The 22,889-nt window shown below is 72.7% G+C and carries 18 protein-coding genes; 9 read left to right on the forward strand and 9 right to left on the reverse strand.

Annotation, left to right across the window (positions count from 1 at the left end):
• Window positions 1–15: 15 nt before the first annotated feature.
• Together OHT01_RS10060 and OHT01_RS10065 are read right to left on the reverse strand one after the other, a co-directional pair.
• Window positions 16–642 (reverse strand): hypothetical protein, encoded by a 627-nt coding sequence (locus OHT01_RS10060; RefSeq protein WP_328552792.1) that lies wholly within the window; start codon window positions 640–642, stop codon window positions 16–18.
• Window positions 639–2,345 carry a PHP domain-containing protein gene (locus tag OHT01_RS10065; RefSeq protein ID WP_328552793.1) on the reverse strand — a complete coding sequence of 569 codons (1,707 nt, stop codon included), beginning with the start codon at window positions 2,343–2,345 and terminating at the stop codon, window positions 639–641. The genes OHT01_RS10060 and OHT01_RS10065 overlap by 4 nt, the downstream gene beginning before the upstream one ends.
• Before the next feature lie 257 nt (window positions 2,346–2,602).
• Between OHT01_RS10065 and OHT01_RS10070 the strand changes: the two genes are divergently transcribed.
• Together OHT01_RS10070 and OHT01_RS10075 are read left to right on the forward strand one after the other, a co-directional pair.
• Window positions 2,603–3,250, forward strand: coding sequence for a TetR/AcrR family transcriptional regulator (locus OHT01_RS10070; RefSeq protein ID WP_328552794.1), 648 nt, complete (start codon window positions 2,603–2,605; stop codon window positions 3,248–3,250).
• The gene (locus OHT01_RS10075; RefSeq protein WP_328552795.1) at window positions 3,247–3,648 is read left to right on the forward strand and encodes a hypothetical protein; all 402 of its coding nucleotides are present in this window, start codon (window positions 3,247–3,249) and stop codon (window positions 3,646–3,648) included. The genes OHT01_RS10070 and OHT01_RS10075 overlap by 4 nt, the downstream gene beginning before the upstream one ends.
• A 129-nt stretch (window positions 3,649–3,777) precedes the next feature.
• Here OHT01_RS10075 and OHT01_RS10080 read toward each other — a convergent pair whose 3' ends face one another.
• The 3 genes from OHT01_RS10080 to OHT01_RS10090 all read right to left on the reverse strand — a co-directional run bounded on the left by OHT01_RS10080 (window position 3,778) and on the right by OHT01_RS10090 (window position 7,612).
• A complete protein-coding gene (locus tag OHT01_RS10080; RefSeq protein ID WP_328552796.1) occupies window positions 3,778–4,539 on the reverse strand; it encodes a rhomboid family intramembrane serine protease in 762 nt (253 codons plus the stop codon).
• 35 nt (window positions 4,540–4,574) lie between these two features.
• Window positions 4,575–6,365, reverse strand: a complete 1,791-nt coding sequence (locus OHT01_RS10085; RefSeq protein ID WP_328552797.1) for a DUF2264 domain-containing protein — start codon at window positions 6,363–6,365, stop codon at window positions 4,575–4,577.
• Window positions 6,366–6,523: 158 nt separating this feature from the next.
• On the reverse strand, window positions 6,524–7,612 hold the full coding sequence (locus tag OHT01_RS10090; RefSeq protein ID WP_328552798.1) for a rhamnogalacturonan acetylesterase: 1,089 nt from the start codon (window positions 7,610–7,612) through the stop codon (window positions 6,524–6,526).
• Window positions 7,613–7,816: 204 nt separating this feature from the next.
• Here OHT01_RS10090 and OHT01_RS10095 point away from each other — a divergent pair, with 204 nt between their 5' ends.
• Window positions 7,817–9,493: a rhamnogalacturonan lyase B N-terminal domain-containing protein gene (locus OHT01_RS10095; RefSeq protein ID WP_328552799.1), complete on the forward strand. Its 1,677-nt coding sequence runs from the start codon at window positions 7,817–7,819 to the stop codon at window positions 9,491–9,493.
• Between the two features lie 30 nt (window positions 9,494–9,523).
• Here OHT01_RS10095 and OHT01_RS10100 read toward each other — a convergent pair whose 3' ends face one another.
• Entirely contained in the window at window positions 9,524–10,933 is a 1,410-nt protein-coding gene (locus tag OHT01_RS10100; protein WP_328558075.1) for an RICIN domain-containing protein, read from the reverse strand.
• A gap of 610 nt (window positions 10,934–11,543) precedes the next feature.
• Here OHT01_RS10100 and mmuM point away from each other — a divergent pair.
• Window positions 11,544–12,473, forward strand: coding sequence for a homocysteine S-methyltransferase (mmuM, locus tag OHT01_RS10105; RefSeq protein WP_328552800.1), 930 nt, complete (start codon window positions 11,544–11,546; stop codon window positions 12,471–12,473).
• Between the two features lie 617 nt (window positions 12,474–13,090).
• On the opposite strand, the gene OHT01_RS10110 is transcribed toward mmuM, so the two are convergent.
• Window positions 13,091–14,956, reverse strand: a complete 1,866-nt coding sequence (locus OHT01_RS10110; protein WP_328552801.1) for a carboxylesterase/lipase family protein — start codon at window positions 14,954–14,956, stop codon at window positions 13,091–13,093.
• Window positions 14,957–15,093: 137 nt separating this feature from the next.
• Window positions 15,094–15,774, reverse strand: a complete 681-nt coding sequence (locus OHT01_RS10115) for a ThuA domain-containing protein (protein ID WP_328552802.1) — start codon at window positions 15,772–15,774, stop codon at window positions 15,094–15,096.
• A gap of 97 nt (window positions 15,775–15,871) precedes the next feature.
• Between OHT01_RS10115 and OHT01_RS10120 the strand changes: the two genes are divergently transcribed.
• Window positions 15,872–16,285 (forward strand): VOC family protein, encoded by a 414-nt coding sequence (locus tag OHT01_RS10120; RefSeq protein WP_328552803.1) that lies wholly within the window; start codon window positions 15,872–15,874, stop codon window positions 16,283–16,285.
• Between the two features lie 13 nt (window positions 16,286–16,298).
• On the opposite strand, the gene OHT01_RS10125 is transcribed toward OHT01_RS10120, so the two are convergent.
• Complete coding sequence (locus tag OHT01_RS10125) at window positions 16,299–17,459, reverse strand: YihY/virulence factor BrkB family protein (RefSeq protein ID WP_328552804.1); 1,161 nt, start codon at window positions 17,457–17,459, stop codon at window positions 16,299–16,301.
• Window positions 17,460–17,476: 17 nt separating this feature from the next.
• Here OHT01_RS10125 and OHT01_RS10130 point away from each other — a divergent pair, with 17 nt between their 5' ends.
• The 4 genes from OHT01_RS10130 to OHT01_RS10145 all read left to right on the forward strand — a co-directional run bounded on the left by OHT01_RS10130 (window position 17,477) and on the right by OHT01_RS10145 (window position 22,843).
• The gene (locus tag OHT01_RS10130; RefSeq protein ID WP_328552805.1) at window positions 17,477–19,111 is read left to right on the forward strand and encodes an acyl-CoA dehydrogenase family protein; all 1,635 of its coding nucleotides are present in this window, start codon (window positions 17,477–17,479) and stop codon (window positions 19,109–19,111) included.
• A gap of 261 nt (window positions 19,112–19,372) precedes the next feature.
• The gene (locus OHT01_RS10135; RefSeq protein ID WP_443043378.1) at window positions 19,373–20,668 is read left to right on the forward strand and encodes a GAF domain-containing protein; all 1,296 of its coding nucleotides are present in this window, start codon (window positions 19,373–19,375) and stop codon (window positions 20,666–20,668) included.
• 160 nt (window positions 20,669–20,828) lie between these two features.
• Window positions 20,829–22,178 (forward strand): hypothetical protein, encoded by a 1,350-nt coding sequence (locus OHT01_RS10140; RefSeq protein ID WP_328552806.1) that lies wholly within the window; start codon window positions 20,829–20,831, stop codon window positions 22,176–22,178.
• 92 nt (window positions 22,179–22,270) lie between these two features.
• Entirely contained in the window at window positions 22,271–22,843 is a 573-nt protein-coding gene (locus OHT01_RS10145; protein ID WP_328552807.1) for a GNAT family N-acetyltransferase, read from the forward strand.
• Window positions 22,844–22,889 lie beyond the last annotated feature (46 nt).

Genomic DNA, 22,889 nt, shown 5'->3' on the forward strand with positions numbered 1-22,889 from the left:
CCTTGTTCGGCGGGCTCAGTGGTCGGCGCAGCAGGGGGTCGGGTCCGGCACCTCGAAGGGGGCCAGGGTTCCGCCCGCCGCCGGCATCGCCGTGAGGACGAGATGCCCCTCGCGCCACTCCGGTCGTACGTGGTCACGGGTGACCAACCGCCGCTCCGGCGCGGCGCCTTCGGGCGCGCCGAGGACGGCGACGCGCTCCACCGCGGAGAGTTCCAGCAGCCGTGCGACGGTCAGGACACCGGTGAGGGCGACGGCCCCCGGGTACAGGACGGCACGGCCGCCCGTGCGCGCCGTGTGCTCGGCGGCGGCGTGGGCGGCCCCGGCCGCGAGCTCGTCGGGCCCGTGCCGCTCACCGCCGAGGGCGACGCCCAGGAGGATCCCGCCGCCGAGAAGGGTGTCGGCGCCGGACCGCCCTGACCCGGGAGCGGTGAGCCGCCGCCGGAGGGCGCGGGCCGCACGCTCCGACGGCACGGCGAAGGACAGCGCCGTGTGCGGCCGCCCTCCGTCCCTCACGTGGTGCGTGCAGCCCAGCACGTCATCCGTCAGGCCGAGTTCGACCGCCAGCGCGCGCAGCAGGTGGTCGGCCTCCCGCAGGGCTCCCGTGTGACCGGTGTCGACTCCGACGACGTACCACTCGCTCATGACGGGAGGACCCACACCGGGTTGGAGTAGAACCACAGGTCCGTCCACGGGTCGGCGTCGCCGAGGACGTCCACGGCCGGACCCGCCGGGTCGACCGCCGCGCCCCTCAGGCCGACGGCGGAGCGGTTGCCGTCGGTGCCGCGCAGACGGACGTACACCGGGCGGTCGACGGCGCCGAGGTCGTAGGTGAGGCGGACAGTGCCGGCCGACTTGTCCACCTCGTAGGACTTGGCGACCCGCGCGGTGGGGGCGGTGATCGTGTCCCGGTCCGTCGCCGGGCCCGTCACCTCGCCCTGGATGACGTCGACGCGCGCCACCTTCGGCACGAATCCCGCCCAGTTGGGGCCGCCGGCCAGTCCGAGGTCCACGGTCAGGGTGACCCGGGTGCCCTTGCGCACGTGCAGCGCGCCGCCCAGGGTGGCCCAGCGGCCGCCGCCGGAGACCCGCGCGTCGAGCCCGCTCACGAGCTGCCCGTGGTCGACCCACACCCGTCCGGCGCGGATGCCGTCCATCACGGCGGCGTACGAGAATCCGTCGGAGCCGACGTGCGTACGGCTGTACTGGCCGGGCCAGTAGTCGCCCTGCGTGAGGTCGATCCTGCCGCCGTAGACCGGGTCGGTGTGCCGGCCGTTGGCGGTGAAGTCGCTGTCCGGTCCGCCGCGTACGGCGGTGTCGGTGTAGACCTGGTGGGAGTCGGAGTTGGCGGTGATCCACCAGGGCTTGCCCTCGGCGAGGAGGCTGTCCCACAGGCCCCCGACGGTGGCGGTCATCCAGTCGAAGCCGCCCCAGGTGCGGTAGCTCTCCGGCGGGTAGCCGACGAAGGAGTTGGCGCTCGGGCTGTTGTCGTACAGACCGCGCGCGACACCCATGCCGTACGTCTTCTCGATACCGCCGCCCTGGTGACCAGGCGCGCCCTCGAAGCCGACGGCGATCCGGTGGGACGCGGGCGTCGCGTCGCGCCAGGCACGGATCTCGTGCGGGGAGTCGAGGCCCTTGCGGGCGGGGTGGTTGGCCAGCATCAGGATGTCCTTGACGCGGCGCCGCTGGACCTGCTCGGAAAGGAAGTTGAGGCCCGCGATGGCGAGCGCCTCGTTGGCGGGCGTCGAGTCGGAGGCGTTCTTGACGCTGCCGTCGTAGTCGGTCTCGAACTGCTTGAGGACCGCGACCTCGTTGCGGCCCGGGTGGACGAACACGGTGCCGTGCTCGGCGGCCGGGATGTTCCACTCCAGGCCCTGGAAGACGAGGGTGTCCTCGTAGGCGTCCCGGGCCTCCCGGATGTCCGGGTTGACCTTGTCCACGCCGATCTTGGCGTGCGTCTCGCTTCCGTGGTCGGTGATGACCATCCAGTCCAGACCGTGCGCCGCGCCCTGCCGGACCTGGTCGCGGACGCGGTACTTGCCGTCGCTGCTGTACTGGGTGTGGATGTGGTGATCCCCGGCCAGCCACAGGAAGCCGTCTCTCCGCCGGCCGCCCGTGGAGGCGTACGCGGGGGTGGCGGCCCCAGCGAGGACGCCGCCGGCGGCGAGGCCCGCGCCGAGCAGTCCCGCGCGGCGCAGCATCGAGCGGCGCGACTGCTGCTCCGGGGTGAGGGCCTCGTCGGGCACGGAGGTGTCGAAGGCGGCGGGCAGCGGGGCGCCCGCCGCCTCGCGGTCGTGATCGTGGTGATGGTGGTGCCCGTGCTCGTGTCCGTGCGTGTGCCCCATGACCGCCTCCTGAGTCCCGCCCCGCCCCTGCGGGCGCGTCATGAGGACATTCGACGCGGAGCATGAACGGCGGGCGGCGCCCTCGTGTTGGCGGGACGACTTGGATCGGTCAACTGGCTTTTCCCATGCGCCTGTTGGCATCACGGATGTCCGTTGCGTGCGGGCTTCCGTGGGCACGGCGGCCCTCCGGTGTGCACCGGGACTAGGGTTCTGCCTGGGTTCCCAAGGAAATGGACTGTGGCGAGAAGGTGGTCCTCATGGCTCGTGCCGGGCTCACGACCGAGCGGGTGGTACTGGCCGCGGCCGATCTCGCGGACGAGGTCGGCTTCGAGAACGTCACCGTGGCCGCGCTCGCCCGGCAGTTCGGGGTGAAGGACGCGAGCATGTACGCGCATGTGAAGAACCTGCGGGAGCTGCGCGAGCGCATCGCCCTGCTCGCGTCCGGCGAGATGATCGACCGGATCGCCACCGCCGTGGCCGGACGGGCCGGCAAGGACGCGCTCGTGGCCTTCGCCGACGCCTACCGCGCGTACGCGCTGGAGCGGCCCGGTCGCTACCGGGCCACCCACACCCAGCTCGACCCGGCCCTCGTCGCCGGGACGACGACCTACCGCCGTACCGCCGAGGTCACGTACGGCATGCTCCGCGCCTACGGACTGGCCGAGCCCGATCTCACCGACGCCGTACGTCTGTTGCGCGGCACCTTCCACGGCTACTGCAACCTTGAGGCGATCGGCGGATTCGGCGCCCCTCGCGCCGTGGAGACGTCGTGGCGGCACGCCCTTGACGCCCTGCACGTGGCCCTGGAGAACTGGCCGCGAGCCGACGACGAGCACGCGGTCCGACCGCCTCCGGCCCATGACACCGGCCGTTGTCAGTCCTCGCCTGTACGGTCCCGGACATGACTGAGAGACCGACCACGGGTTGGCGCGAGGGCACGGCCGCGGAAGCCGAGGAGCTTGCCGCCGGGACCCTGGATCCCGCGTGCGCGCACCTGGCCGCGCTGTTCCCGGACGGACTGCTCGCCGACACCGACGCGGTCCTCGACAGCTTCGAGGGCGAACTTCCCCGGCTGGGCGAGGCCGGCGACGAGCAGGTCCTCGCGGTGGTGGAACGGGTCGTCCTGGCCCTGAACGCCGTGAACGACGCCCACGCGCAGAGGGCCTTCGAGACCGACGAGCGGGAGCGGCTGTGCGACTACATCGACCGGTCGCTCACCGAGCACGGGGTCGACATCGTCGCGCTGACCGCCCGCCACGGACTGGGCAGGTACGAGCTCACGGACGAGTGGCGGACGTGGTGAGCCCGCTCACCCGCCCTGCGACGCCGTCCACGCATCCGTCCGGACCTCGACGTCCGCCGAGGAGCAGGACCAGGTCCGTCAGGTCCTGAGCGAGCGCGGCACGCACGGGACCGAACGTGCCGGCACGGCCTAGAGCAGCCCCAGATCGCCCAGTTCCTTGTGCAGGTCCGCGCGCGGGTTGCCGGTGTCCGTCTGCGGGGTGCGGCGGGCCGGGGCGCCGGTAGTGGGGGTGGGCCCGTGGGAGCGGGGACCTCGGTCGCGGAAGAGCCAGGCTCCGATCAGACCGCCGATCAGACCGCCGAGGTGCCCGAGCCAGCTCACTCCCGGCGTCCCGGGCACGGCGACGGTGAGCAGGTAGGCGAAGGAGGCCGCCATGACGACACCGATCAGCGTGTCGATCAGATGCCGGTCGAAGACCCCCCGGACCACGACGTAGCCGAAGTACCCGAAGATCAGGCCACTGGCGCCCACCGTGTCCACACCGCCTCGTTCGAAGAACCACACCGTGAGCCCGCTGGTCACCGCCACGAGCAGACTCAGGGCGAGGAAGCGGGCCACACTCCGGTAGGCGGCGAGGAACCCGAAGACGAACAGCGGGCCGGAGTTGCTCTCGATGTGCGCCCAGCTCCAGTGCAGGAAGGGCGCGCTCAGGACGTCGGGCAAGGTGCCGAAGTCGCCGGCCACCACCCCGTGGTCGCGCGAGAAGGCGTAGTGGTCGGCGTAGTTGGCCAGTTGCACCAGCCAGACGATCGCGACGAAGCCGAACATGACGAAGAACGCCTTCCGCGCCTCCGCGATCATCCGCTCCGCGTCGGCCCGGTCGCCTCCCGCCGTACCGCCGAGGCCGCCCATGCCGCCCAGGAGACCCCGGCCCTCGTCCGAACCGCCCATCACATACCCCCTGCCCCCGCGGACCCGTTTCCGCCTCACCCCGAACTGTAGGGAACGGCCGGGAGGCCGCCGTCGCCCAGGTGGACGATCCCACCGCTGCCGTCGAACCGGAAGCCCACCGTTCCTCCCTCGGCCCAGGTCACCGTCAACTCGTGGGCTCCCGGTCGCGCGCCCCCGGGTGTCGTCACCCGCACGGACACCAGGTCCACGAGCGGGAGGGGGTCCCGGTCGGCGCTGAGGCGGACGAGGGCGACGAACAGGGACGGCGCCTCCTCGGTGACGCCCGTCAGGCCCTCCCCGGCCCCCGACAGACCGTGCGCGGGCAGGAGTTCGCACCACGCCTCGCCGCGCACCGCCCACCCCGTGACCCGTACCGGCGTGCCCGGGTCCGCCCCCGACACCAGATGGGCCCGCACCTCCACGGCACCGCGCGCCACCACGAGGGAGACGGCCTCGACTCCTTCCGAGACGGTGTGCCGGGACGCCGCCCAGCCCTCCCCGACGCCCAGCGGCTCGATCCCCGTACGGCGCGCGTCGCCACCGACGATCACGCTGTTGTCGTACGACAGCGACGGCGACGACCCCGCGGACGGCGACGGGCACGGCTCCGTCACCGTCGAGTACGCGAGCCGCGTGTAGAAGGGGTCGTAGCGGACGTCCTCGCTGCCGTGGTTGTGCAGGCGGACCAGGCCGTCCGAACTCGTGCACTGCAAAAGCCAGTTGGGAGGACCGACCGGGGTGACGGCGTCGGCGCGTTCCGTGGGGCCCGGCTCTTCCGGGGCCGTCCAGACCTCGTGGTCCGGGGGCAGCAGCAGCCCGACGAAGGCCTTGCTCGCCCAGTACGGTGACGCGGGGCCGGAATAGTGCTGGAGGAACGACTCGTCGGGGCCGCGCCAGCCGAGGGTGAGCAGGCCGTCGTCGTCCACCGCGCCGCGGTCGAGGAAGTAGCGCAGGGCGCCCGAGGCCAGGCGGCGGGTCTCTCCCGGGGACAGGGGTGTGCGGCCGGTCAGCGCGCCCAGCCACAGGGGTGCGGTGGTCGCGAAGCGGTAGGTGAGCGAGCGGCCTTGTGCCATCGGTGCGCCGTCGCCGCCGAACAGGCGGGCGTAGTCGGCGAGATGGGCCTCCAGACGCCCCGCGTACAGGTCCAGCAGCCGGGTGTCGTCCGCCAGCCACGCGTGCAGCACCGGGTACAGGTGCATCGCCCAGCCGTTGTAGTAGTCGAACTTGCGCCCGTCGCCGTCGGTGTACCAGCCGTCGCCCAGGTACCACCCCTCGATGCGTTCCAGGCCCCGGTCGATCGCCGCGCGCGACGCGTCGGGCTCGTACCCGATCTCCGCCAGGAAGCCGCCGACCGTCACCGGGAACAACTCCCAGTTGCAGGGCCAGGGTTCGGCCGTCAGGGCGTCGCCGAGCCACTCGGCGGCGCGCTGCCGCACCCGGTCGTCCAGACGGTCCCACAGCAGCGGCCGGGTCAGCCGCAGCGCCAGCGCGACCGACGCGGCCTCGACGAGCGGCTGGCTGCGGTCCTCGATCCGGGGCCAGACGCCCGCCGTTCCGGCGGCCAGCCCCCGCGCGTACCGCTCCAGGACCTTCTCGTCGCGACGGAAGCCTGCCAGCAGCAGCGTACGGGCGTAGCCCTCCAGTCCGTCGGAGAGCCTGCCGGACGTGCTCGGGTGCTGTCCGGGGAAGTGGTAGAGGGCTCCGTCGTCGGTGGCGTACGGCGCGACCGCGGCGAGCAGTGAGTCGGCGACGGCCTCCCAATGGGCGCGCGTGCAGCCGGTGTACGGGCTCAGGGAGCGGTCCTCGGAAGGGTCGGCGGGCGTCACTGGGGCCTCCTGTCGGGTCTGCGCCCGGCGTCCGGACCACGCCTGGCCTCCCGGTACTCCGGGCGTCGGTTCCGGGCGGCCGGGCGTCCGGTTCTGCGTGGCCGGGCGTCCGGTGGATACCTGGGGCGCCCCGGTTCCGGTCGGGACGCCCCAGGGTTTCATCCCACCCGCACCAGGCCCCTCGGCACCAGACGCAGGGCGAGGAGTTCGTCGCGGACCAGGGCCGCGTACACCGTGGCGCCGTGCACCGAGGTGTGGGTGTTGTCGCGCTTCTCGTCGTAGAGGTAGACCGCCTTCGAGCCCTCGGGGCCGAGGGACTCGACGAGGGCCTTGGTCTTCGCCGTGAGGTCGATGAGCGGTACGTCCTCGGTGGCGGCGACCGAGCGGATGACGGCCGGGAGGTCCACGCCCAGGCCGTTCACCAGCAGCGCGGTGCCGTTGTCCAGGGTGCCGTCCGCGTTGAACCAGCGGCGGACGATCGGCGTGACGAGGACGGGCTCGCCGCCCCGCGCGCGGACGCCCGCGACCAGCGTCTCCAGGTTCGCGCGATAGGTCGGCTCGTCCGTCGTCTTGTCGTTGTGGGCGAGCTGGATGAGTACCAGGTCGTGCGCGCGGATCAGCGGCTGAACGGTCGGGAAGAGCGCCGGGTCCGCGAGGTAGGTGACCGTACTCTCCCCGGAATCCGCGTAGTTGGCGACGGACAGACCCTTCCTGAAGTACTGCGGCAGTTGCTGGCCCCAGCCGGAGTACGGGTCGCCGGGCTGGTCGCAGACGGTCGAGTCGCCGACCAGGAAGATCTGCCGGGTGCGGATGCGGCCGTCCGCGGGCCGGCCGGAACCGGCTTCCCGGGTGGCGGCGGGGGTCACCCGGATGCCGGCGAGCGCGGGGGCGGAACCGCCGATGACGAGGTCCAGGCCAGGGGTGCCCTCGGGTCCGGTCGGCTCGCCCTCGGGGGTACGGACGTTCACGGTGAAACCGCGCGTCACGGGCCGGCCGGCTTCGGTGGCGGTCTCGGGGAGCAGGGAGCGGCGGGTCTCGCCGCCGATGGACGTACTGGCCGCGGCGCCTCCGCCGAGCCGCACCCGGACGTCGTACGTGCCCGGCGGGACGTCGAAGTGACAGGCGTTCGCCGCGCAGTTGTCCATGCCCGGCACCGGGCGCCCCGTGCCGGCCTGGACCGGTGCGGCCGACAGCGTACCGGCGACGGCCACCGCCAGCAGCGGTGCGGCGATGGTGAGACGTCTCATGCGCGGCTCCTCACGACGGGCGGACACCTGGCGGCAGGACGGTACCGCTCCAGGGCAAGCGCTTACTAGTGGGCGGCCGGATTTTATACAAGCGCCAACTTGTGAAGTACGAAAGCCCTTTCGCGATGACGGTTCGACTGTCACCCTGCGAAACATCCGCACCCCCCACCTCACGACCTCACCACCCCGAAGGAGGCACCCCCCATGTCCGGATCCCTGAACAGGCCGGTCCGACGCCGCGCCTTCGTGCTCGGCGGCGCTGCCGCCGCCGGCACCGCGGCCCTCGCCGGACCGCTCGCGACCGCCGCGTCCGCCGCGGCCTTCGGCTGGAGCGACGACGGCTCCAACTACGTCGTCGACACCGGCGCGAGCCTGGTCTTCAAGGTGAGCAAGACCAACGGCGACCTCACCTCACTGGTCTACAAGGGCACCGAGTACCAGGGCTACGGCGGCAAGAACTCGCACGTCGAGTCCGGCCTCGGTACCTCGACCGTGACGATCACGCAGTCCGGCACGACGATCCTGGTCTCCGTCGCCTACGGCACGCTCAAGCACTACTACGCGGCCCGCAGCGGCGAGAACAACGTCTACCTGTGGACCAACAAGGCCGACACCTCGGTCAGCGCCACTCGCTACATCGTGCGCGTCAAGGCGGGTCTGTTCCTCAACGACGAGCCCGATTCCTACACTTACGCGCCGACCGTCATCGAGTCCGCGGACGTGTTCGCGAAGTCGGACGGCCAGACCCGCTCGAAGCACTACGCCAAGCGCCGCGTCATCGACTACTCCGCGATCGGCTGGACCACCGGGAGCGTCGGCCTGTACATCGTCCGGTCCAACCACGAGAAGGCGTCCGGCGGCCCGTTCTACCGCTCCCTGCTGCGCCACCAGGGCACGGACGGCGGCGGCCTGTACGAGATCCTGTACTACGGCGAGAACCAGACCGAGGCCGAACGCTTCGGCCTCCAGGGCCCGTACGTCATCGCCTTCACGGACGGCGGCTCACCCTCCTCCTCGCTGTATCCGGGCACGCTGACCACCGCGTGGGCGGACTCGCTCGGCATCTCCGGGTATGTCGCGGCGAGCGGCCGGGGACGGGTCGCGGGGGTCGGCATCACGGGACGCGACACCGCCTACGCGTACACCGTCGGGCTGGCCGGCTCGGCCGCCCAGTACTGGGGCTCGGCGCGGGCCTCGGACGGATACTTCTCGATCGCGGGCGTCCTGCCGGGGACGTACACCCTCACGGTGTTCAAGGGCGAACTCGCCGTCCACACAGCCTCGGTGACGGTCACGGCCGGTGCCACGACCACGCTGAACTCCATCGCCGTCGCGTCCTCGAACGACCCGGCCAACGCGAGCGCCATCTGGCGGATCGGCACCTGGGACGGCACGCCCGCCGGTTTCAAGAACGCGGACCTGATGACGTACGCGCATCCGTCCGACGTGCGGGCGGCCGCGTGGACCGGCAACGTGGTCATCGGCAGCGGCAGCGAGACCGTGTCCTTCCCGGCGTACATCTGGAAGGACGTCAACAGCGGTCTGCTGGTCTACTTCAAGCTGACGGCCGCGCAGGCCGCCGCCGCGCACACCCTGCGGATCGGGGTCACCACCGCGTACGCGAACGGCCGCCCGCAGATCACGGTGAACAGCTGGGTGTCGTCGGTCCCTTCGCCGCCCACCCAGCCGAGCACCCGTTCCCTGACGGTCGGTTCGTACCGCGGCAACAACTACACGTTCACCTACAGCGTGCCGGCCAGCGCCTGGCTCACCGACACCAGCCAGTACAACGTGCTGAAGATCGACGTGGTGAGCGGTTCGGGGACGACGTCGTATCTCAGCGCCGGAACGTCGATCGACGCTCTGGACCTGCTGGCCTGAAGCCGGGGCCCGCGCCCCTGATCGGGCATCTCAAGTGCCGCGTGTCCACTGCTGGTTGGCAGCCCCGTTGCAGGCGTACGTGATGAGGGCCGCCGAGTTGGCGGTGGACGCGCCGGACACGTCCAGGCACTCGCCGGACGTCCTGGCCTTGAGGAGCACATAGCTTCCGGAGGCGGTCACCGACCACTGCTGGGTGGTGGCGCCGGCACAGTTCTCCTGGGTGACCCCGGTGGCGTTCTCGGTCAGGCACAGGGAACTGCCCCGGCCCATCAGCTCGTAGTAGCCGCTGCCCAGGGACTTGAACCAGAACTTCTGGTTCGTTCCGCCGTTGCAGGTGTACTGGGCGAGCGCGACACCCTGCCACAGCGACTGGTTGGGCACGTCCGCGCACTTGGCGGAATGACGGGCCGTCAGGGTCTCGTAGGTGGCGCTCGTCCCGCCGAGCGTCCCGGCTGCCGTGTCCACGGCGATCTCCGGGAACCAGGACAGGGACATCGTGGTCGTCGTCGGGAAGGCGAGCGGCAGCCAGACGTAGCGGGAGTCGTCGACCGTGCCACCGAAGGAGTCGCCCCAGCGGTCACCCATGTAGAGGTACGAGGTGCCCGAAGTCCCCTGCACGGGAAGGACGTAGGCGGTCTGCGAGCCGTACGCCGTGGAGTCGCCGACATTCGTCATCGCGGTCCAGGGGCCGGCGAGCGAGGTGGCGGTGGCGTACTGCTGCTGGTTGGGACTCCAGCCGGTGGCGGCGGAGGTCAGCATGAAATAGACGCCGTTCCGCTTGAAGAGCGCGGGCGCCTCGCGGTGTCCGCCGTGCCAGGGGTCGGCGACCAGGGCCGCGATGCCGGTGTAGTCGGCGGTGAGCCGGTAGATCTGGAGGTCGTAGTTCTCACGGGCGGCGGAGACCATGTAGCCGGTGCCGTCGGTGTCGACGAAGGTCGTGATGTCACGGGACATGTACTGGCCGAGCGGCTGGAAGCTGCCCTGGTAGGTGTAGGCACCGTCCACCGTGTCCGACACGGCGACGGCGGCACGGGCCTCGCTGTAGTCGACGCCGTTCTCCTTGTGCATCCACATGACGAACTTGCCCGTGGACGCGTTGTACATGACCTTGGGCCGCTCGATGTAGGCGGTGCCCAGCTCGGCGGCGCTCGACCGGGTCAGGACGTGATTGCGGAACTCCCAGTTCTTCAGGTCGGTGGAGCGGTAGGCGTCGACGTATCTGAAGGTGTTGTCGGCGTTGCGGTTCTCGCCGAACCAGTAGTAGTAACTGCCCACTTTGACGACCCCGCCGCCGTGCGCGTGCACCGCGGCGCCCGAAGTGTCGCTGAACTGGGTGCCGTTGGTGATGGTCTGGGCCGCCGCCTGGGCGGGTGCGGCGGCGAGGAGTCCCCCGGCGACCGCCAGACAGAGGGCGAGGAGAAGGGCGTACACGCGCCTCACGTCGCTCGGTGTGCTCTTGCGGCTCTTGCGGCTCATACAGTGACCGTCCGTCCGGTATGCCGAACACTATCTGCGATTACGAACGTTGCCGCCGAAAAAGTAAGCGCGTACTACGGCGAGGTCAACGGGGCGGACGGACCGGGCTTTCGGAGGGGCGCCTAGGGCGGCCGGACAGGCGGGGCGGGCCCGGTCGCAGAGCTCGGCGACCTCGTCGAACCTGTCACGCAACATGCCCCCAGGCCAGGGAGCGGGGACGGCCGCGTCAGCGGTTCAGTGGTGCGGGCCCCAGCGCCGCGGGCGCACGACTCGTCCGTTCCGCGCCCGCGTCGGCGTCGGCGTCCGTTCCGCCTCGGCGTCGGCGTCGGCGGACGAGTCCACGTCGACGTTCCGCGATACGGGCGCCTTGCGCGCGGGGGCGCCGTCCGTCCGGTGGCCGACCGCGATGCCGCCGATCGGCACGCGCTCCCGGTGGACGGCCGGCCCCGAGCGCGTACGGGCCCGCGCGCGGCACCCGGCGACCGGACAGGCCCGCGCGTCTCACCCCGCGGGACGAGTGTTCAGCGGGTGGACCGCGCCGGGCGCGGCGCCACCGATCGGCTAGCGTCGTGACATGGCCAGCGACAACGCCCTCACCCTCGCCGCCGCCCTGTCATCCGGCACGGTCGTGCTCGACGGAGGCATGTCCAACCAGCTCGAAGCGGCCGGACACGACCTGAGCGACACGCTGTGGTCCGCTCGGTTGCTCGCGGACCGGCCCGAGGCGATCGTCGAGGCGCATCTCGCGTACTACGAGGCGGGCGCGGACGTGGCGATCACGTCCAGCTACCAGGCGACGTTCGAGGGATTCGCGGGGCGCGGCATCCCGCGCGCACGGGTGGCCGAACTGCTCGGCCTGAGCGTCGGGCTGGCACGCGAGGCCGCCCGTCGCGCGCACGCGAAGGGCGTCACGCGGCCGTTGTGGGTCGCCGCGTCGGTGGGCCCGTACGGCGCGATGCTCGCGGACGGTTCGGAGTACCGGGGACGGTACGGGCTGAGCGTCGCGGAGCTGGAGCGGTTCCACCGGCCGCGCCTGGAGGTGCTGGCCGCCGCCGCGCCCGATGTGATCGCCCTGGAGACGGTCCCGGACACGGACGAGGCACGGGCGCTGCTGCGAGGAGTGCGCGGGCTCGGCGTCCAGGCGTGGCTGTCGTACAGCGTGGCCGGTGACCGGACGCGGGCCGGGCAGCCGCTGGAGGATGCCTTCGCCCTGGCCGCCGAGGCGGACGAGGTCGTCGCGGTCGGGGTCAACTGCTGCGCCCCCGAGGACGTCGACGGCGCCGTCGCCACGGCGGCGCGCGTGACCGGGAAACCGGTCGTGGTCTATCCGAACAGCGGCGAGGCCTGGGACGCCGGTGCCCGCGCCTGGACCGGCGGCTCCACGTTCACGGCCGCGCAGGTCGACGGCTGGGAACGGGCGGGGGCCCGGCTGATCGGCGGGTGCTGCCGGGTGGGCCCGGAGGCGATCACGGGCATATCGACGGCACTGCGACCCGCCGCGTAGCCGCGCGGCGGCACCCGCGTGTTCCCGCGCCCCGCCCACCGGGCGCGCGGAAACCCCCGCGCATTCCCGCAGCCCGCCCGGTTGGGCCCGCGCGACACCCGCTCGCTCCCACAGCCCGCCCGACTGGCCCCACGGACCGCCGCGCAGGCCCGAGCCCCCCGGCACAACCCCGCTGCCGGCCGGGAAGGCCCACATGCCCCACCTGCCCCAGCACACCGTCACACACAGGCCCGGACCACCGCGCGGACCCGAGAGGCCCCCGCACGGCCCCGCTGCCGGCCGGGGAGGGCCCGGACCGACCCTGCCTCGTCCCCGCAGACCGTCACGCACAGGCCCGAGGACCACCAGGCAGGCCCGTGACGCGACGGCACACACCCGCCGCCGGCCAGGTAGCTCCACACGTCCCCGCCTGTCCCCGCGGACCGCCGCACGCGGGGACGCGGACCACCACGCAACCCCGCGAGACGCCGCGTGTTCCGCGGACCACCGCGCGGGCCCGTGACGCAACGGCACACACGCAGCGGCACCCGCGCATTCCGGCAGCCTGCCGGGCCGCCCGCGCCGCACCCCGCCTCACACCGCGGAGCAGAGGTGCCCGGCCCGTGTCCGGGCCGGTCTCACGGCCGGCCCGCGCCTCCCGAGCGGCGGAAGCGTCGTACGGCCGAGAGCGGTGTCGAGATGCGCGCGGAGGGGTCGGCGACAGGAGGGCGTGCGGTCGGCGGGCCCTCCGCGGAGCCCGCCGGGCTGCCCGTGGGCTCGCACCCGGGCTGCCCCGCGGACCCGGCTGCGGGTTCTTCCACGGGCCCGGCTGCGGCTCCGCCCGCGGCTCCGGCTCCGGCTCCGGTTGCGGACCCGTCCGCGGCTCCGGCTGCGGACCCGGCCGCGGCTCCGGCTGCGGACCCGGCCGGCGGCCTGTCCGCGGGTCTGGCGGCGGGTCTGGCCGCGGCTCGCACCGATTCGGCTTCCCACAGGGCGAGTTCGCGGTCGCGCGGGCCGAGCACGGTGTGCGGGTCACCGGCGCCGAAGACGCGGACCGGGTGCGAGTCGTCCCAGGCGGCCCACCCCGGTTCGCCGTCGACCGCGAACCGCACCCACGCTCCGTGCATGGCGTCCGCCAGCTCCCGCGGGGCGCCCTCGCCCGCGAGCTTCGCCGCTTCCGGCAGGTCGGCGGTGTCGAAGACGAAGCCAAGTTCCAGGGCGTGACACGCACCGAGGCCGGGGACGTTCGACGGCCAGGCGAACTCGTAGACATGGGCGGGAGCCCGGTGCCCGCCGGGAACATCCGCGTCGAGGGACGCGGTGGGCCGGCCGCTGCGCGCGTCGGCGAGGCGGTGCAGCGGGATCCGCAGGAGATGGTCGGTGATCATCTGGCCGACGAGATCGGCGGTGCCGCCCTCCGGGTGGACGGCACGGTAGCCGCGGGGCACCTCGTGGCCGCAGTGGCAGCGGGCCATCGCACCGGCCAGGGCGACCGGGCCGAGCCGGTCGACGCGCTCCAGGAGCCCGCCCGGTACGAGCCACAGCCGGTACTCGTCGCGGGTCCAGCCGAGCAGCAGGCCGACGTCGGGCGCGGCGCCCTCGACCAGCGCCTCCAGCGGGTCGCGCGGCACGAGGTCGCCGTCGACGACGATGCCGAAGGCGGGACCGCCGAGGACCGGACTGCTGAGCCTGCCCACGTCGGCCTGGGTGCGCAGGAGCAGGTCGCGGTCGACGGCGGCGAACGCCTCCGCCGTCGCGGGAATCCTCAGCCGGGTGGCCATCCTGCGCACCATCCGGCGCACCTTGTCCCGGTCGCTCGCCTCGGGCGGCCCGCTCTGCAGGACCGCCCGGTGGAACAGTCCCTGGGCGCGCGGGCTCGCGAGCAGCGCGCCGATGCTGATGGCTCCGGCGGACTCGCCGAAGACGGTCACCCGGTCGGGGTCGCCGCCGAACCGGGCGACGGACTCCCGCACCCACTCCAGCGCGGCGAGCTGGTCGCGCAGTCCGGGGTTGGCGGGCGCGTCCGGGAAGAGGCCGTAACCCTCCACGCCCAGGCGGTAGTTGACGGATACGAGGACCACGCCGTCGCGGGCGAAGGCGCGTCCGTCGTACACGGGCACGGCCGAGGAACCGCGGGTCAGTGCCCCGCCGTGGATCCACACCATGACGGGAAGCCGGGCGCCCTGGTCCGGCTCCGGGGTCCACACGTTCAGGTTGAGGCAGTCGTCGCCGGGCACGACGGGGTCGGCGAGGAGCCGGGCGAACGCCTCGGAGTACGGCGGCTTCGGCGGCGTGGGACCGAACGCGCCGGCGTCCCGGACCCCGTCCCAGGGTTCGGGCGGCACGGGCGGACGGAAGCGGCGGGCGCCGAAGGGCGGGGCGGCGTAGGGGATTCCCCGGAAGACCGCGATCCCGTTCTCCCAACGGCCGCGGACCGCTCCGTAGGGGGTGGCGACGACCGGGTCCTTCGTCCGCGCCACCTGATCCGCCGTGTGCACCGCCATCCGGGACCAACTCCTCACCGTCGCGAGTCGTAAAGATCAGAGCACCACATCGCCTCCCGGTATTCCTGCGGATGTCCCCTGTTCGGCCGATATCGGCCCCGGGGTGCGGGGCGGCCGGTGGCGCCGTGCGGGCCGGGTCAGGCCGCCGGGTCCGGGGCGCCGGCGGTCCTGCGCGCCGCCCAGAGGATGCCGCCGAGCAGGTGTGCGCGGAAGGTCGGGTCCTCGTACGCCCGCGCGGTGTGTCCGAGCGCGGTGTAGAAGACCCGGCCGGCCCCCTGTTCCCGGCACCACACCAACGGGTGGTCGTCACCCATTCCCCCGCCCTCGTAGGAGGACTCGTCGGCGCAGGCGAGGACACGTACCGAGCCGCGCGGATTGGAGCGGAAGTCGTACCACTCGTCCGTGAACCCCCACACCGGCGGCAGGTGCCGGGTGGCGGGATGCCCGTGGTCCTCGACCAGGACCCTGCCCGGCTGGAGGTCCGGGTGCCGGTCGAAACGGGCGCCGAGCAGTTCGCCGTAGTGCGGCCACTCGTACTCGGTGCAGGCGGCGGCGTGCACCCCGACGAAACCGCCGCCGCCCTCGACGTGGGCCGCGAGCCGGGCGCGGCCGGGCGGCGTCAGGACCTCGCCGCTCGTCGACAGGAAGACGACCGCCGCGTACGGGTCGAGGGGCGCCTCGAAGACCGCGGGGTCCTCGGTGGCGTCGGCCGCGAATCCGTGCGCGTCACCGAGGGCGCGCACGGCCGCGACGGCGGCCGGAATGGAGTCGTGCCGGTAGCCCGTCGTACGGGTGTACACGAGAACGCGAAAGACCATGCCCGGAGCCTAGGACGTCTTGCGGAAGTCCCGTCCGGCTCGCGACGCCAGGTACGACTCCCGCTCCGGGCGGGCTCGGCGCGCCTACGGTGGTCGTATGACTCCACGATTCGATGTCATCGGGCTGGCCGTCTCCGACATGGCCGCCTCCCTCGCCTTCTACCGCCGGCTCGGACTCGTGTTCCCCGAGGGCGCCGAGAACGAGCCGCACGTCGAGGCCGAGCTGCCCGGCGGGCTGCGCCTCGCGCTGGACACGGAGGACACCATCCGCTCGTTCCACGCCGGGTGGCGGCCCCCGAGCGGCGGCGGCAGGGTGTCGCTCGCCTTCCTCTGCGACAGCCCGGCCGAGGTCGACTCCGTGTACGGGGAGCTCGTCGGCGCCGGCCATCATGGCGAGCTCAAGCCCTGGGACGCCTTCTGGGGCATGCGGTACGCCGTCGTGCACGACCCGGACGGCAACGGCGTCGACCTGTTCGCCCGGCTGCCCGGGGAGCAGGCCCCTGCGCAGTAGCCGGGGTTCGGGCTCACTCCGGCGGCGGGTGCTCCTCGCCGTTCTTCCGGGTGTGATGGGTGTTCCTGGCGTGTGTGCGCAGGCGGGAGGTCACGTCCTCCGGGGGCAGGAAGCGCGACCAGCGCTCCGGGAACTCGGAGGGCATGTCCGGGTCTTCGGGATCGGCGTCGTAGGAACGGTGCGAGGCGACGCGGGCAACGTACTCGGCGGCCTGGGCCTCGCGCTGCCGCTCGTTGGCGGCACGCGCGGCGGCGGTGGCGGCGGCCGGCCACACCCGGTCGATGGCGGCGTTGACGGCCGCGCCCACCAGGACGGCGAAGGCGGCGACACCGATCCACAGCAGGACGGCCACCGGCGCGGCGAGCGAGCCGTAGATCGAGGGGCCCTCGATGGCGTTGGTCAGATAGATGCGGAGCAGGAAGCTGCCGAGCACCCACATGGCCAGAGCCACCAGGGCGCCCGGCACGTCCTCGACCCAGGGAGAACGCACCGGGACGGACACGTGGTAGAGCGTCGTCAGGAAGGCCACCGACAGGACGATGACGACCGGCCAGTACAGGACCTGCACGACGGTCGTCGACCACGGCACCACGTGCACCACGACGTCCGGGCCCGCCACCATCAGCGGGAGCAGGACCGAGCCGATCAGCAGCGCCACGATGAACAGCAGGAACGACATCACCCGGGTCTTCACGATGCCCCGGGTGCCGTCGAGGCCGTACATCACGGTGATGGTGTCGACGAAGACGTTGACCGCGCGCGAGCCCGACCACAGGGCGAACAGGAAGCCGAGCGAGATGATGTCGGGCCGGCCGCCCTTCATCACGTCGTGCAGGATCGGCTCGGCGATCTGGTGCACGCCCTTCTGAGTCAGCACCCTGCGGGACGCGTCCAGGATGTTGGACTCCACGCTGGCGATGGTGTCGGCGCCGGTCCAGGCGTCCACGTATCCGAGCAGCCCGACCATGCTCAGCAGCAGCGGCGGCACGGACAGGAGCGTGAAGAAGGCGGCCTCGGCCGCCAGCCCCAGGATCCGGTACTCCATGCACGAGTTGACCGTGTCCTTGATCAGCAGCCAGGCGGTCCTGCGCTTGGAAACGTTCCGGTAGAGCGCGCGCGCGCGATGAAAGCGGCCCGGACGAGGCCGTTCAGGTGTTTCTTTTGCCTGGTGCACGTCCTTACGGTAGCGGTATGGCAGCCAGCACCCACACCGTGACCAACCAGGCTCCGCCCCTGGTCGGATATGACGTATTCGCCGCCGACCGGGCCCTCGTGGAGGCGGTCGACCGGCATCTCGATCCAGAGCTTCTAGAGGAGGCGCGCGAGGAACTGTCGGCGCTCGGCCGGACGACCGGTTCCGCCCAGGTCCAGGAGTGGGGTGCGCTGGCCAACGAGAACCCGCCGAAGCTGCGTAGCCACGACCGTTACGGCAACCGGATCGACGAGGTCGACTTCCATCCGTCCTGGCACCGTCTCCTGGGCAAGGGCGTGTCGGCGGGTCTGACCACGGCCTGGACCCGCCCCGGCGGACACCTCAGGCGCGCGGCGGGCTTCGTGATCTGGACGCAGGCCGAGGCGGGCAACGGCTGCCCGCTGTCGATGACCCACGCGGCCGTGCCCGCGCTGCGCACCGATCCGGCGCTCGCCGCGGAGTGGGAGCCGCGCCTGACGTCCACGGTCTACGACCAGGAGCTGCGGCCCGCCTCCCAGAAGGCCGGCGTCCTCTTCGGTATGGGCATGACGGAGAAGCAGGGCGGCAGCGACGTACGCGCGAACACGACCGAGGCGCGGCCGCTCGCCGAGGACGGCACGTACGCGCTGACCGGGCACAAGTGGTTCTGTTCGGCGCCGATGTCGGACGGTTTCCTCGTGCTGGCGCAGGCTCCGGGCGGGCTGACCTGTTTCCTGGTGCCGCGTGTCCTGGAGGACGGCACCCGGAACGTGTTCCGCATCCAGCGGCTCAAGGACAAGCTCGGCAACCGGTCGAACGCGTCGAGCGAGGTCGAGTTCGACGGGACCTGGGCGCGCCGGGTGGGCGACGAGGGGCGCGGGGTGCGCACCATCATCGAGATGGTGGCCGCGACCCGGCTGGACTGTGTGCTCGGTTCGGCCTCGCTGATGCGGCAGGCCGTCGCGCAGGCGATCCACCATTCCACCTACCGTGAGGCCTTCGGCGGCCGGCTTCTCGACAAGCCGCTGATGCGCAACGTGCTCGCGGATCTGGCCCTGGAGTCGGAGGCGGCGACCACGCTGGCGATGCGGCTGGCCGCGGCCTACGACGACGGGAGCGAGCAGGAGCGGGCGTTCCTGCGGCTCGCGGTGCCGGCCGCCAAGTACTGGGTGACCAAGCGGTGTACGCCGGTCGCGGTGGAGGCGCTGGAGTGCCTGGGCGGCAACGGCTACGTCGAGGAGTCGGGCATGCCGCGACTGCTGCGCGAGTCGCCGCTCAACTCCATCTGGGAGGGCGCCGGCAATGTGCAGGCGCTGGACGTCCTGCGCGCGCTGCAGCGGGAGCCGGGAGCCCTGGACGCGTATCTGCGGGAGGTGGGCCGGGCCCGCGGCGCGGACCACCGGCTGGACGGGGCCATCAAGAACCTGCTGACCGAACTCGCCGACCTGGACGGCATCGAGGCCCGTGCCCGCCGTCTCGTCGAGCGGATCGCGCTGGTGCTCCAGGGGTCGCTGCTGGTCCGGTACGCGCCCCCGGAGGTGGCGGACGCGTTCTGTGCCTCACGGCTGGGCGGTGACTGGGGAACGGCCTTCGGCACGCTGCCGCACAGTCTGGATCTGGCCACGGTGGTGGAGCGGGCCCGGCCGGTGTCCTGACGGAGGCGCTGGAGCGGGGGTGGTGCCGCGCCGACACGGCACCACCCCCGCCGCTGGCCCCCGTTGAGGAGCTAGGACACCGCGCAGGCGGCATCGCTGTCAGTTTCAAGGAACCTTGTGACCGTTGGCGAGAGTTGCAGACCGTTGCATTCCTTTGTTCACCTTGTGCGAAGGCCGGGCGGACCCGGCCGAGAGCAGGCACGATGTGGGATGACGGCGGTGTCGCGGTTTCGTCCGCGGGCCTGGTTTCGGGAGTGCCCTGTGAAGATCACATCGTTCAACCCCGCCCGTTTCGCCCCGTCGGACGCGTCCGCGACGGCCGGGCACCTGAAGGAGACCTGGGCCGCCTCGGTCAAGGGCGAACGCGGCGCGATCACCCCGCGTCCGGTGATCGGCCAGTCCTGGCAGAGAGCGAAACGTTTCGGTATCAACCCCGAACAGGGAACGGGCAGCATCCTGTTACCGACGGACGAGCTCGAACACCGGCGGACATCCACCGTGCTCGCCGATGTGATGCCCACCCTGCACGGCGGACTCGGGGCGGTCGCCGACGCCTCCCGGCAGATCATGGTGGTCACCGACCCCGAGGGCCGGGTGCTGTGGCGCGAGGGCAATCCGGGCGTGCTGCGCCGGGCCGACGCCATCTGCCTGGAGGAAGGCGCCGCCTGGGGCGAGGACGCCACCGGCACCAACGCCATCGGAACCGCGCTGTCCTCGGGCGCCCCGGTCCAGGTGCACTCCGCCGAGCACTTCGTGCGCGCCCTGCACGACTGGACGTGCGCGGCGGCGCCCGTCCACGACCCGCGCGACGGCCGGCTGCTCGGGATCATCGACGTGAGCGGCCCGGACAGCACCTTCCATCCGGCCACGCTCGCGCTGGTCGACTCCGTGTCCAGACTGGCCGAAAGCGAACTGCGCGCCAGGCATCTGACGTCCATCGAGCGGCTGCGCGCGGTGGCCGCCCCGCTGCTGTGCCGGCTGGACGGCCCGGCGCTCGTGGTGGACTCCCACGGCTGGCTCGCCGCCGTCACCGGGATGCCTCCCGTGGACCGGGTACCGCTGCCCGACTCCTTCGGCGCGGGCCTGAGCTGGCTGCCCACGCTCGGGATGTGTGTCGCCGAGCCGATGCCCGGCGGGTGGCTGCTGCGCGTCACCGGAGCCGCCGACACGGGGAGCGCGGGCCGGGTGGTCCTCGACCTCGGCGACCCCCGCAGGCCGCACATCACCGTCTCGGGCACGGCGGGCAGTTGGGCCCAGGACCTGAGCCCGCGCCACGCCGAACTGCTCTACGTCCTCGCCGTGCGCCGTCAGGGACGCAGCGCGGCCCAGCTCGCGGTGGACCTGTTCGGCGATCCGACCCGCACCGTCACGGTCCGGGCCGAACTGTCGCGCGTACGGCGCCGGCTGGTCGGGCTCCTCGACCACCGGCCGTACCGCTTCCGCGAGGAGGTGGAGGTCGAGGTGCTGCTGCCGGACGACCCCCGGGACCTGCTGCCGCACTCGACGGCGCCCGCGGTGCTCGGCGCACGGACATCGGCCGGACCGGCTCCCTCCTGAGCCCGGGGAGGGACGAACCGAGCGTATTTCGTGAGCGTCTTCCGCCGTCTTTGTCCTGGCCCGGAGGTCTCTGCCGTAGCATCCCCTTCACAGGCCACCCCACCCGTCTCTCCGTCAACGCCTTCGGCGGGGGAGGCAGTTGGCCTATTCGGGAGGACGCATGAAGCAGCGCGGCAGGCATCGTCGTCGGAGAAGGGGACAGGCGCTGCGCGCCACCCTGGCCGGAACCGCGCTCGCGCTCACCGCGGCAGCCACCCTGATCAGCACCTCTCAGGCCACCGGAGCCAACAGCCCCGGCGGGCTCACCGCGCTGCGCTCCGGCTCCGTGTCGCAGGAACTGCGTCTCCACGAGAACCTCACGTCCCGGGACGCGCTCGACACGCTGAGCGGGAACATGGGCGGCAACGTCGGCGTCGACGGAGTCCTGCGCGACGCCGACCACTCGATGCGGAACACCGGCGGCTGCACGTCGGACGAGCGGGCCGCACTGCCCGTCGAGCCGACGGCGACGCGCGCGTACTGCTGGGAGGACGCCGACGCGCGGACCGCGCGGTGGCAGCCGCGTTCCGTCACCACTTCCGGTGACGCCGACGACGACGGCCTGTGGGGCGCTCACCAGGTGATCCTGGCCGGGTGGACGCACCGCGACGGGCAGGCGGCCGCGCCGGCCCGGGACGAGGGCCTGGCCAGGATCGCCTTCGTCGACGCGTCCGACCCGGACTCCCTCAGCTACCGCTGGGTCCTGCTGGTCGCCCCGCGCGCCGGCGGGAGGGACTTCACGGCGGTCCACTCGGGCCTCGGCGGCATGGTCTGGTACCAGGACAAGCTGATCGTCACCGCGGCGCACGGCCAGGGCCTCCTGGTCTTCGACCTGCACCGGCTGCTGCGGGCCGACGTGGACAGCGGCGCCGTGGGCCGGGTGGGCCACGGCTACTCGGCCGCCGGCTACCGGTACGTGCTCCCCGCCATCGGCTCGTACGACCCGGAGGGCGGCGCGTGTACGCGCGGCCGTGAGCACGCGGTCCCCTGCTTCGGCTCGCTCTCCCTGGACCGTACGACCGCCCCGGACAGCCTGGTCGCGACCGAGGCCGCGGTCGGCCACGCGGGGCCGACCCGGGTCTGGCGGTACTCCTTCAGCACCGCCGCGTACCGCACGGGCCTGCTGGCCGACGCCCAGGGGCATGTGGACGCGGTCGAGGCCTACACGACCAAGGGCTCCGGGATCTCCGGCGTGCTCTCGCACCGGTCAGGCGGCGCCCGTGACGCCCAGTGGTACATCGGGCGGCCGGCCGACAGCCGTACCCAGCACGCCTCCCTGTGGCGGCAGAGCGGCGACGGCGCCCGGGCCGCCACCTGCACCGCGGACCAGTCGCACGCCTGCTGGGGCCTGGACACCGGCTCGCTCTCCTACTGGCAGCGGACCGGCGAGCTGTGGACACTGACCGGCGGGCCGGCCCGGCGGGTGCTGTACGCGGTGCCGCTGTCCTCGGTCGACGGCTCGCTCGGATAGCGGGCCGTCCCCGGCCGGCGCCCCGCTCGGACGCCGGCCCGGCCCGCGGACACTTTTGGAGGGGTGCCCGCCCCCGTGATTCCCTGGCGGCCATGAGCAACGTCAGTGTGACCACCTGGTCCCTGGAGCAGACGGCCCCGACCGACCTGCTCCCCGCGAGCACCCCCGACGGGGAAGTGCGGATCGTCCGCGCCGAGGCCCCCTCGCCCGAGTTCAGCCGCTTCCTGTACGCCTCGGTCGGCGGGGACATCCGCTGGACGGACCGGCTCGCGTGGACGTACGCGCAGTGGCAGGAGGCGCTGGCCCAGCCGGGCACCGAGACCTGGGTCGCCTACGACCGGGGGACGCCCGCCGGCTACGTCGAGCTCGGCGCGCAGGACGACGGGGTCGTGGAGATCGTCTACTTCGGGCTCCTCCCCGCGTTCCGCGGGCGCCGGATCGGTGGACACCTCCTGTCGTACGGGGTCGCGCGCGCCTGGGACCTGGCCGGACGCTGGCCGGGGCGGGCCGAGACGAAGCGCGTCTGGCTGCACACGTGCAGCAAGGACGGGGAGCACGCGATGGACAACTACCTGCGCCGCGGATTCAAACTCTTCGACACCAAGGTCGAGGAGGAGGCTGAGGTCGCCACACCCGGCCCGTGGCCGGGGGCGTACGCCGTCTGACCAGCTCCGGGCCGCGGTGACCGCGGCCAGCCGGCCCTCGCCGCGG

The sequence above is a fragment of the Streptomyces sp. NBC_00358 genome (assembly GCF_036099295.1).
In the GTDB taxonomy this organism is placed as follows: Bacteria; Actinomycetota; Actinomycetes; order Streptomycetales; family Streptomycetaceae; genus Streptomyces.

What these genes read in the sequence shown, in the direction of transcription:
- OHT01_RS10060 (WP_328552792.1), bottom strand. Translation starts at nt 642, where the DNA reads ATGAGCGAGTGGTACGTCGTCGGAGTCGACACCGGTCACACGGGAGCC.
- OHT01_RS10065 (WP_328552793.1), bottom strand. Translation starts at nt 2,345, where the DNA reads ATGGGGCACACGCACGGACACGAGCACGGGCACCACCATCACCACGAT.
- OHT01_RS10145 (WP_328552807.1), top strand. Translation starts at nt 22,271, where the DNA reads ATGAGCAACGTCAGTGTGACCACCTGGTCCCTGGAGCAGACGGCCCCG.
- OHT01_RS10115 (WP_328552802.1), bottom strand. Translation starts at nt 15,774, where the DNA reads ATGGTCTTTCGCGTTCTCGTGTACACCCGTACGACGGGCTACCGGCAC.
- OHT01_RS10095 (WP_328552799.1), top strand. Translation starts at nt 7,817, where the DNA reads ATGTCCGGATCCCTGAACAGGCCGGTCCGACGCCGCGCCTTCGTGCTC.
- OHT01_RS10140 (WP_328552806.1), top strand. Translation starts at nt 20,829, where the DNA reads ATGAAGCAGCGCGGCAGGCATCGTCGTCGGAGAAGGGGACAGGCGCTG.
- OHT01_RS10070 (WP_328552794.1), top strand. Translation starts at nt 2,603, where the DNA reads ATGGCTCGTGCCGGGCTCACGACCGAGCGGGTGGTACTGGCCGCGGCC.
- OHT01_RS10120 (WP_328552803.1), top strand. Translation starts at nt 15,872, where the DNA reads ATGACTCCACGATTCGATGTCATCGGGCTGGCCGTCTCCGACATGGCC.
- OHT01_RS10075 (WP_328552795.1), top strand. Translation starts at nt 3,247, where the DNA reads ATGACTGAGAGACCGACCACGGGTTGGCGCGAGGGCACGGCCGCGGAA.
- OHT01_RS10080 (WP_328552796.1), bottom strand. Translation starts at nt 4,539, where the DNA reads ATGGGCGGTTCGGACGAGGGCCGGGGTCTCCTGGGCGGCATGGGCGGC.
- OHT01_RS10090 (WP_328552798.1), bottom strand. Translation starts at nt 7,612, where the DNA reads ATGAGACGTCTCACCATCGCCGCACCGCTGCTGGCGGTGGCCGTCGCC.
- OHT01_RS10110 (WP_328552801.1), bottom strand. Translation starts at nt 14,956, where the DNA reads ATGGCGGTGCACACGGCGGATCAGGTGGCGCGGACGAAGGACCCGGTC.
- mmuM (WP_328552800.1), top strand. Translation starts at nt 11,544, where the DNA reads ATGGCCAGCGACAACGCCCTCACCCTCGCCGCCGCCCTGTCATCCGGC.
- OHT01_RS10130 (WP_328552805.1), top strand. Translation starts at nt 17,477, where the DNA reads ATGGCAGCCAGCACCCACACCGTGACCAACCAGGCTCCGCCCCTGGTC.